Source organism: Streptomyces sp. NPDC018019, from assembly GCF_044327805.1.
GTDB lineage: Bacteria > Actinomycetota > Actinomycetes > Streptomycetales > Streptomycetaceae > Streptomyces.
Genome location: NZ_JBIRGD010000033.1, coordinates 83,953 through 94,009, shown reverse-complemented (window position 1 = coordinate 94,009; position 10,057 = coordinate 83,953). Strand labels below are relative to the sequence as shown.

Sequence of the window (10,057 nt, the reverse complement as noted above, 5' to 3'; positions counted from 1 at the left end):
GGCGAGCACACCAGCTCTTCCGTGGCGAGCGCCCCGGACACATTCGACACGATCGGAATCCGCGGCGCCTCGTACGACAGCCTCTCGGCCACCCGCCGGAAGTCGGCCAGCATCGGCTCCATCAACGGCGAATGGAAGGCATGGCTCACCGACAGCCGCTGGGTCTTGCGGCCCTCGGCCGCCAACTCCCCGGCAAGGCGCAGAACCCCGGCCTCCTCCCCCGCGATCACCACCGCCTGAGGGCCGTTGACCGCCGCGATCGACACCCCCTCGACCAACCGCCCGGCCACCTCACCCTCCGCCGCCTGCACAGCCACCATCGCGCCGCCCGCCGGCAGCGCCTGCATCAACCGCGCCCGGGCCGCCACCAGCACACACGCATCCGCCAGCGACAACACCCCGGCCACATGCGCCGCCGCAACCTCACCGATCGAATGCCCCGCCACGAAGTCCGGGCGGATGCCCAGGGACTCGGCCAGCCTGAACAGCGCCACCTCGACCGCGAACAGCGCAGGCTGCGTGAAGCCGGTCTCGTCCAGACCCTCCGCGTCGCCGAAGATCACATCCCGCAGCCCGGCGTCGAAGTGCCCCAGCACCTCGTCCAGCGCCTCGGCGAACACCGGGAACCGGCCGTACAGCTCCCGGCCCATCCCGGCCCGCTGCGCGCCCTGACCCGAGAACAGCACCGCGACCGAGCGGCCGGTCTCCGCGCGGCCCCGGGCCGCCTCGGACAGCTCGCCGTCGGGGCACTGGGCCAGCAGCACCGCACGGTGCTCGAAGACGGAACGGCCCGAGACGAGCGAGAAGCCCACGTCCACCGGTGCCGACGCACCCCGCAGCGACGAGATCCGCTCGATCTGCGCGGCCAGCGCCTCCTCGGACTTGGCCGAGACCGGCCACGGAACCGCGGTGGGCGCCCGCCGCGGTTCCGGCGCCGGTTCTTCGGCCGGGTCCGCCTGTTCCACGATCACATGCGCGTTGGTGCCGCTGATCCCGAACGACGACACGCCCGCGCGCCACGGCCGGCCGGTCTTCGGCCACTGCCGGGGCCCGGTCAGGAGGTCCACCGCGCCGGACGACCAGTCCACGTGCGACGACGGAGCGTCCACGTGCAACGTCTGCGGCAGCACACCGTTCCGCATGGCCAGGACCACCTTGATGATCCCCGCCACGCCGGCCGCCGCCTGCGTATGGCCCAGGTTCGACTTCACCGAACCGAGCAGCAACGGCCGCTCGGGGTCCCGGCTCTGCCCGTACGTGGCCAGCAGCGCCTGCGCCTCGATCGGATCGCCCAGGGGCGTACCGGTGCCGTGCGCCTCGACCACGTCCACGTCCGAGGCGGGCAGACCGGCGCTCGCCAGCGCCTGCCGGATGACCCGCTGCTGCGACGGCCCGCTGGGCGCGGTGAAGCCGTTGGAGGCGCCGTCCTGGTTGACGGCGGAGCCCCGGACGACCGCGAGGACGGGGTGTCCGTTGCGGCGGGCGTCGCTCAGGCGCTCGACGACGAGGATGCCGACGCCTTCCGACCAGCCGGTGCCGTCGGCCGCGTCGGCGAACGCCTTGCACCGGCCGTCCGCCGCCAGCCCGCCCTGCCGGCTGAACTCCATCAGGGAGCCGGGGGACGACATGACGTTCACGCCGCCGACCAGGGCCAGCGAGCACTCGCCTGCCCTGAGGGCGTGGGTCGCCGTGTGCAGCGCCACGAGCGAGGACGAGCACGCCGTGTCGACCGTCACCGCCGGGCCCTCCAGGCCCAGCGTGTAGGACAGCCGCCCGGAGGTGGCGCTGGCGGCGATTCCGGTGCCGATGTCGCCGGTGGCGTCGGCCAGGGACCCGACCAGCAGGTACGCGTAGTCCTGGCCGTTGGTGCCGACGAACACGCCGGTACGGCTGCCGCGCAGGGACACCGGGTCGATCCCGGCGCGTTCGATCGCCTCCCAGGAGGTCTCCAGCAGGAGCCGCTGCTGCGGGTCCATGGTGACGGACTCGCGCGGGGAGATCCCGAAGAAGTCCGCGTCGAAGTCGCCCGCGCCGTCGAGGAACCCGCCTTCCTGGCTGACCGCGTTGCCGCGCTCGTCGACACCGGCGTCGCGCAGGGCGTCGAGGTCCCAGCCGCGGTCCGTGGGGAACGCGCCGATCGCGTCCTTGCCGGAGGCCAGGAGTTCCCAGAGGTCCTCGGGCGAATGCACGCCGCCGGGGTAGCGGCAGCTCATCGCCACGATCGCGATCGGTTCGGTGGCCGCGGCGGCGAGCTTGCGGTTCTGTCGGCGCAGGTGCTCGGCTTCCTTCAGAGAAGCACGGAGGGCCTCGACGACGGTTTCACTGGATGTGGTCATGGTCCGCTCTCTCAGCGCTCTAGGGAGGAATTGCCGTCGAGTGCCGCCTGCACCAGGCCGGCGACGTCCATGGCGTCGATCGACTCGTCGTAGGCGTCCGCCGCCTCCGCGGCGGCGGCTTCGCCGTCGGTCCCCGCGGTCTGTTCGGCGGCGAGCTTCATCAGGGGTTCGAGTACGCCGATCTCGCGCAGCCGATTCAGGGAGACGGAGGCGAGCAGGGCCCTGATGCCGGAGGAGTCCAGGTCGCCGTCGCCGGCCCCCTCCCCCGGTCCCGCGTCGGGGACGAGCAGGCTCAGGAGGTGGGCCGCCAGGCCGGCGGGGCTGGGGTGGTCGAAGACGAGCGTGGCGGCCAGGGTCAGTCCGGTCGCGGCGCCGAGCTGGTTGCGCAGTTCGACGGCGCTCAGGGAGTCGAAGCCGAGGTCGCGGAACGCCCGGTCGGCGCCCACGGCGTCGGCCGTGGGGTGGCCCAGTACGGCCGCGGCCCGGGTGCGGACCAGCTCCAGCACGGCTTCGGAGCGCTTGGCGGGCGGCAGGCCCGTCAGCTTCTCGCGCAGCGCGTCGCCGGTGGTGTCCTCGCCGTGCTCCCCCGCCCGGTCCTCGGCGGCGGCCGGCTCGCCGAGGAGCGGGCTGGGCCGTACGGCGGTGAAGGAACGGACGAACCGGTCGCGTTCGATGTCGGCGACCACCTCGGTGGGGCGCCCGGCCTTGACGGCCCGGCGCAGCGCCACGACGGCGAGGTCCGGGTCCAGCGTGCGGATTCCGATGCGCCGGGCCACCTCGGCCGCCCGGTCGCCGTCGGCCATTCCGCCGCCGCCCCACACGCCCCAGGCGAGGGAGGTCGCGGCCAGGCCCTGGGCCCGGCGCTGTTCGGCGAGGGCGTCCAGGAAGGCGTTGGCGGCGGCGTAGTTGGCCTGGCCGGCGTTGCCGACCGCGCCGGAGGACGAGGAGAACAGGGCGAACACGTCCAGGTCCAGGTCGCGGGTGAGGTCGTGCAGCGCCCGGGCCGAGGCGGCTTTGGCGCGGAAGACGGCCTCGTAGCGGTCCGGGGTGAGGCTGTCCAGGACACCGTCGTCAAGGACGCCCGCCGTGTGGATCACGCCGGTCAGGGGTGCTTCCCGCGGGATGTCCGCCAGGACCTTCGCGAGGGCCTCACGGTCGGCGGCGTCGCAGGCTGTGAGGGTGACCTCGGCGCCCAGCGCGGTGAGTTCGGCCCGCAGCCCGTCCGCGCCGGGCGCGTCCGGGCCCCGGCGGCTGAGGAGCAGCAGGTGCCGGGCGCCCGCCTCGGCGAGCCGGCGTGCCACGTGGGCGCCCAGGGCGCCGGTGCCGCCGGTGATCAGGACGGTGCCGGTGGGGTCCCACTCCGCGGTACCGCGCCCGGCCGGTACGGGTACCAGCCGGCGGCCGAGGACGGCGGCGGAGCGGATCGCGATCTGGTCCTCGCCGCCGGGGGCCGCGAGGGTCTCGGCGAAGCGGGCCGTGGACCGCTCGTCGAGGGTGTCGGGCAGGTCGATCAGTCCGCCCCAGCGCTGCGGGTGCTCCAGCGCGGCGACCCGTCCCAGGCCCCACACGGTGGCCTGGGCGAGCCCGGGTACCGGCTCGGAGGGTGCGGCGGCGACCGCGCCGCGGGTGACGCACCACAGGGGTGCGGCGAGGTCCGCGTCGCCGAGCGCCTGGATCAGGGCGGTGGTCAGGGCCAGTGCCGCGGGGGCGTCCGCGCCGGGCGCGGGCTCGGTGGCGAGGGCGAGCAGGGACACCACTCCGGTGAACGCGTGCCCGTCGGCGGCCAGTTCGCGCAGCCGCCCGGCCAGCGCCGCACGGTCGGGGCCGGGTGCTTCCAGCCGTACGGTGTCCTCGCCCAGGGCGGCGACGGCGTCGGCGGCCCAGGGGTCGTCGGCGTGTCCGGCCGGGAGGACGGCGAGCCAGGTGCCTGCCGGGGTGCGGGCGGGCCGCGGGCTCAGCGGCTGCCAGGTGATCTGCTGCCGCCAGCCGTCGACGGTGTTCTCCTCGCCGCGGCGGCGGCGCCAGTCCGCGAGCGCGGGGAGCACCTTGGCCAGTGCGTCGCCGTCGACGTTCAGTGTCGACTCCAGCGAGGCGAAGTCGGCCTCGCGCACCGCCGTCCAGAACCCGTCGCCCTCGCCCTCCGGCGTGGCGGATGCGGCGGCCGGCCGGGTGGCCGGCCAGTACCGCTCGCGCTGGAAGGGGTAGGTGGGCAGGTCGGTACGGCGGGGTCCGGTCGTGGTGCCGGCGAGCAGCGCGTCCCAGTCCGGGGCCGCTCCGTCGGCGTACAGCCGGGCCAGGGCGGTGACCGCGGACTCCTGCTCGCCGCGGTCCCTGCGCAGGACCGGTACGGCCAGGGCCCGCGACGCCAGGGCGTCGAGGGTGTCCTGGGCCATGGCGCACAGTCCGCCGTCGGGCCCGAGCTCCAGGAACGCGGTCACGCCGCTTTCGGCGAGGGTGCGGACGCCGTCGCCGAAGCGGACCGCCTCGCGCACATGGCGCACCCAGTAGTCCGGGGAGCACACCTGCTCCTCGGTCGCCGCCTCGCCGGTGACGTTGGACACCAGCGGGATCCGCGGGGCGTGGTAGTCCACGCTGCGGGTGACCCGTCGGAAGTCCTCAAGGATGGCGTCCATGTGCAGCGAGTGAAATGCATGGCTGACCCGCAAACGCCTAGTCTTGCGCCCGTCGGCGGTGAGTTTGTCCGCGATGTCCAGGACGGCGTCCTCGTCGCCGGAGAGGACCACCGCCCGCGGCCCGTTGACCGCGGCGATCGACACTCCCCCGGTCAGCAGCGCCGTCACTTCCTCCTCGGTGGCCTGGACGGCGACCATGGCGCCGCCGGCCGGCAGGGAGTTCATCAGCCGGGCCCGCGCGGCCACGACCTTGCAGGCGTCCTCCAGGGAGAAGACCCCGGCCACGTGCGCCGCCGCCAGCTCGCCGATCGAGTGCCCGGCGGCGAAGTCCGGGCGGATACCCCACGATTCGACCAGGCGGAACAGCGCCACCTCGACGGCGAACAGCGCGGGCTGGGTGTAACCGGTCTCGTTCAGCCGCTCCGCGTCCTCGGACAGCACGTCCCGCAGGGGGCGGTCCAGCTCGGTGTCCAGGTGCGCGGTCACCGCGTCGAAGGCCTCCGCGTACACCGGGAAGCGGGCGTAGAGCTCCCGTCCCATGCCCAGCCGCTGGGTGCCCTGGCCGGAGAACAGCACCGCGAGCCTTCCCCGGCGGGCCGCCGCCTCACCCTGGACGACCTGCGGTGCGGTGCGGCCGTCGGCGAGCGCGGCCAGACCGGCCAGCAGGTCGTCGCGGTCGCCGGCGAGGACGGCGGCGCGGTGGGTGAAGACCGAGCGCGTCGTGGCCAGTGCGTGGGCCAGGTCGGCGGTGGTGAGTCCGGGCCGGGCGGTCACGTAGGAGTGCAGCTGCCGGGCCTGGGCCCGCAGTGCCTCCGGCGCGGCGGCCGACACGGGCACCGGCAGCGGGCCGTGGGCCTCCGCCGGAGCGGTGGTGACCGCCGGCTCGGGCTGCTCGAACTGCTCGATGATCACGTGGGAGTTGGTGCCGCTGGCGCCGAAGGCCGAGACACCGGCCCGCCGGGGGCGGCCCGTGCGCGGCCAGTCGGCCGCTTCCGTCAGCAGTTCGACGGCGCCGGAGGCCCAGTCGACGTGTGCCGACGGCGCGTCGACGTGCAGGGTCCTGGGCAGCACGCCGTGCCGCATGGCCTGCACCATCTTGATCACGCCGGCGACACCGGCGGCGGCCTGGGTGTGACCGATGTTGGACTTCAACGAGCCGAGCAGCAGCGGGTGTTCACGCTCCTGCCCGTACGTGGCCAGCAGCGCCTGCGCCTCGATGGGGTCGCCCAGGGTGGTGCCGGTGCCGTGCGCCTCCACCGCGTCCACGTCGCCCGGCGCCAGCCCGGCGTCGGCCAGGGCCCGCCGGATGACGCGGCGCTGCGAGGGGCCGTTGGGCGCGGTGATGCCGTTGCTGGCGCCGTCCTGGTTGATGGCCGAGCCGCGCAGCACCGCGAGGACCCCGTGCCCGTTGCGGCGGGCGTCCGAGAGGCGCTCCAGTACGAGGACGCCGACGCCCTCGGACCAGCCGGTGCCGCTCGCGGAGTCGGCAAAGGCCCGGCAGCGGCCGTCCGGCGCCAGGGCGCCCATCTCGCCGAACTCGACGAAGTTGACCGGGCTGGACATCACCGTCACACCGCCGGTGAGCGCGACGGAGCACTCGCCGTTGCGCAGGGCCTGGGCGGCCAGATGCAGGGCCACCAGGGACGAGGAGCAGGCCGTGTCGACGCTGACGGTCGGGCCTTCCAGGCCGAGGTGGTAGGCCACCCGGCCGGAGAGCAGGCTGGCCGACTGCGCGGTCTGCGCGTGGCCCAGCTGGCCCGCCTCGGGCCGGTAGTCGCCCGAGCCGCCGCCGATGAACACGCCCGTGTCACCGCCGCGCAGCCCGGCCGGGTCGATGCCGGTGCGCTCCAGCGCCTCCCAGGCGGCTTCCAGCAGGATGCGCTGCTGCGGGTCCATCACCATGGCCTCGCGCGGCGAGATCCCGAAGAAGCCGGGGTCGAAGTCGGCCACGTCGTAGAGGAACCCGCCCTCGCGGACGGCGGTGCGGCCGCGGCCGTCCCGGTCGCCGTGCAGCAGCCGGTCCAGGTCCCAGCCCCGGTCCACGGGGAAGCCGCCGATGGCGTCCACCTCGCCCAGGGCCAGCTCCCACAGGTCCTCGGGCGAGCGGACCCCGCCCGGGAAGCGGCAGCTCATACCGACGATGACGACCGGGTCGTCGGCCGCGCCCCGCGTCCGTACCGCTGCGGCGGGCCGCTCGTCGCCGTCCTCGCCGAAGAGTTCGGTCCGCAGGTGCCCGGCCAGTGCCTCCGCCGTCGGATAGTCGAAGACGAGGGTGGCGGGCAGCGAGAGACCGGTCGCCGTGGCGAGCTGGTTGCGCAGGTCGACGGCGGTCAGCGAGTCGAAGCCGAGGTCCTTGAAGGCCGGTCCGGACGGGACGGCGTCGGCGTCGGCGAAGCCGAGCACCGTGGCCACCTCGCCCCGGATCAGGTTCAGCAGCGCCTCGGTCCGCTCCGCGGCCGGGCGGCCGGCGAGCCGGGCCCGGAGCCCGGTCGCGGCACCCTGCTCGGCGCCCGTGGGTTCCGCGAGCGCCGCCCGGGCCTCCGGCAGATCGGTGAACAGGGCGGCGCGCCGGTTACGGGTGAAGGCCGGCGCGAACCGGTCCCACCGTACGTCGGCGACCGTCACCGAGGCCGCGTCGGCGCCGCCGGAGCGGGAGAGCGCGGACAGGGCCCGGCCGGCGTCCATCACGGGCAGGCCGTTGACCCGCAGATGCGCGGCCAGACTGTCGTCGGCGGTGTCCGCCCAGGCGCCCCAGGCGACGGACAGGGCGGGCAGTCCGCGTGCACGGTACCGCCGGGCCAGGGCGTCCAGCAGGGCTCCGGCCGCCGCCTCCGCTCCCCGGCCACCGGCACCCCAGGTCCCGGCGATCGAGGAGCACAGGACGAACGCGTCCAGGGGCCGCTCTCCGGCCGCGGCTTCGGCCACGGCCGCCAGGTTCTCCACGGCCGTGTGCAGCGTGGCCAGCGCGTCACCCGGCTCGCCGTCGCCGGACAGCGCTTCCGTGTCGGCATGGACCACGGCGGTCAGCGGTGCCGCGTCCGGGAGCCCGGCGAGGGCGGTCAGCAGCGCCTCACCGTCGGCCGGGTCGCAGGTGACCTGCGTCAGCTCCGCGCCCAGTCCGTCGAGCTCGGCACGCAGCCCGTCCGCCGCGGGCGCGTCGGGCCCGGCCAGCAGGATGTGCCGGACGCCCTGCCCGGCGAGCCAACGGGCCCAGGGCCCGCCGGTGCCGGACGCGGCGCCGGTGACCAGGACCGTGCCGGACGGCTGCCACGGGGCCGGCGGGGTGCCGGTCGTGGCGCGCACCAGCCGGCGCCCGAAGAGGCCCGAGGGCCGCAGCGCCACCTGGTCCTCGCCGCCCGTCCCGGACAGCACGGCGCGGAACCGGTCGGTCGAGCGCCGGTCGAGTACGTCCGCGATGTCGACGAGGCCGCCCCAGCGGTCCGGGTGGTCCAGGGCCGCGACCCGGCCCGCTCCCCACACCGTCGCCTGGGCGAGGTCCACGTCCGTCTCCGAGCGGCCCACCGCCACCGCGCCCCGGGTCACGTACCAGAGGCGGGCGCCGATACCGGCGTCGGTCAGTACCCGCACCGCCTCGTCCGGCCAGATCGCCCCGGCAGGAGCGACACCTTCGGCGGCCCGGGTGGCCAGCAGCGAGACGACGCCCGCGAACTCGCTTCCCTGAGCGGCGAGTTCGGTCAGTCGAGCGGTCAGCGCGGGCGTGTCGGCCGGGTCGGCCTCGACGCGCACGGCGTCGTCGCCGAGGGCCGCGACCACGGCGGCGGACCACTCATCGTCGGCGCCGCCCGCCGGCACGAGCGCCAGCCACGGCCCGGAGAGCGTGCTCGCCGAGGTGCCGGTGAGCGGCTTCCACGTCACCTGGTAGCGCCAGCCGTCCACGGTCGAGCGCTCGACGCGCTTGCGGCGCCAGGCGGACAGGGCGGGTACGAGGGCGCCCAGCGCGGAGTCGTCCAGATCGAGGTCGGCGGAGAGCGACGCCAGGTCGGCACGCTCCACCGCGTCCCAGAACTCGGCGTCCACCGGGGCCTGCGGACCGTCCGGCGAGCTTGCCGCGGGCGCGGTCTCCGGCCAGAACCACTCCTGCTGGAAGGGGTACGTGGGCAGGTCCGCCCGGCGCGCGCCCGTACCGGCGAAGATCCCGGACCAGTCGATGCCGACACCGGTGACGTGAAGCTGCGCCAGTGCGGTGAGCAGGGCGGTCTCTTCGGGCCGGTCCTTACGGAGGGCCGGGACGGCCACGGCCGCCTCGTCCAGGCAATGCTGGGCCATCGCCGTCAGCACGCCGTCCGGGCCGACCTCCAGGAAGACCGACGCGCCCTCGGCCTCCAGCGCTCGGACACCGTCGGCGAACCGCACGGTGTCCCGTACGTGCCGCACCCAGTACCCGGGCGTGCAGACCAGTTCCCCGGTGGCGAGTTCGCCCGTCACGTTGGACACGAGCGGGATACGGGGAGCCGCGTAGGCCAGGCCCTCGGCCACCTGCCGGAAGTCGGCCAGCATCGGGTCCATCAGCGGCGAGTGGAAGGCATGGCTCACCGGCAGGCGCCGGGTCTTGCGGCCCTGGCCGGCGAACTCCGCCGCGATCCGCAGGACGTCGTCCTCCGCGCCGGAGACCACCACCGACTCCGGGCCGTTGAGCGCCGCGATCGACACCCCGTCGACCAGCCGTGGCCCGACCTCGCTCTCGGTGGCCTGGACGGCCACCATCGCGCCGCCCGCCGGCAGCGCCTGCATCAACCGCGCACGGGCCGCCACCAGCGCACACGCGTCCGCCAGCGAGAACACCCCGGCCACATGCGCGGCGGCGATCTCGCCGATCGAGTGACCGGCCACGAAGTCCGGGCGGATGCCCAGGGACTCGGCCAGCCGGAACAGCGCCACCTCGACCGCGAACAGCGCGGGCTGGGTGTGCCCTGTCTCGTCCAGGCCCTCCGCGTCGCCGAAGATCACATCCCGCAGACCGCCGTCGAAGTGCGCCAGCACCTCGTCCAGCGCCTCGGCGAACACCGGGAACCGACCGTACAGCTCCCGGCCCATCCCGGCCCGCTGCGCACCCTGACCCGAGAACAG

The 10,057-nt window shown here is 75.2% G+C and carries 2 protein-coding genes (1 of these 2 cut by a window edge); both read right to left on the bottom strand.

Features of this window, described 5'->3' with window-relative positions; all coding sequences use genetic code 11:
• Positions 1-2,336, bottom strand: a 2,336-nt coding sequence (locus ACH4FX_RS36770; protein ID WP_398485821.1) for a type I polyketide synthase, incomplete at its 3' end; no start/stop codon positions are given.
• An 11-nt stretch (positions 2,337-2,347) separates the two neighbouring features.
• Positions 2,348-10,057, bottom strand: the final stretch of a protein-coding gene (locus tag ACH4FX_RS36765; RefSeq protein ID WP_398485820.1) for a type I polyketide synthase. It continues 20,715 nt past the right edge of the window; 7,710 of the gene's 28,425 nt are visible here — the last part of the coding sequence; its start codon lies off the right edge, out of view; its stop codon occupies positions 2,348-2,350.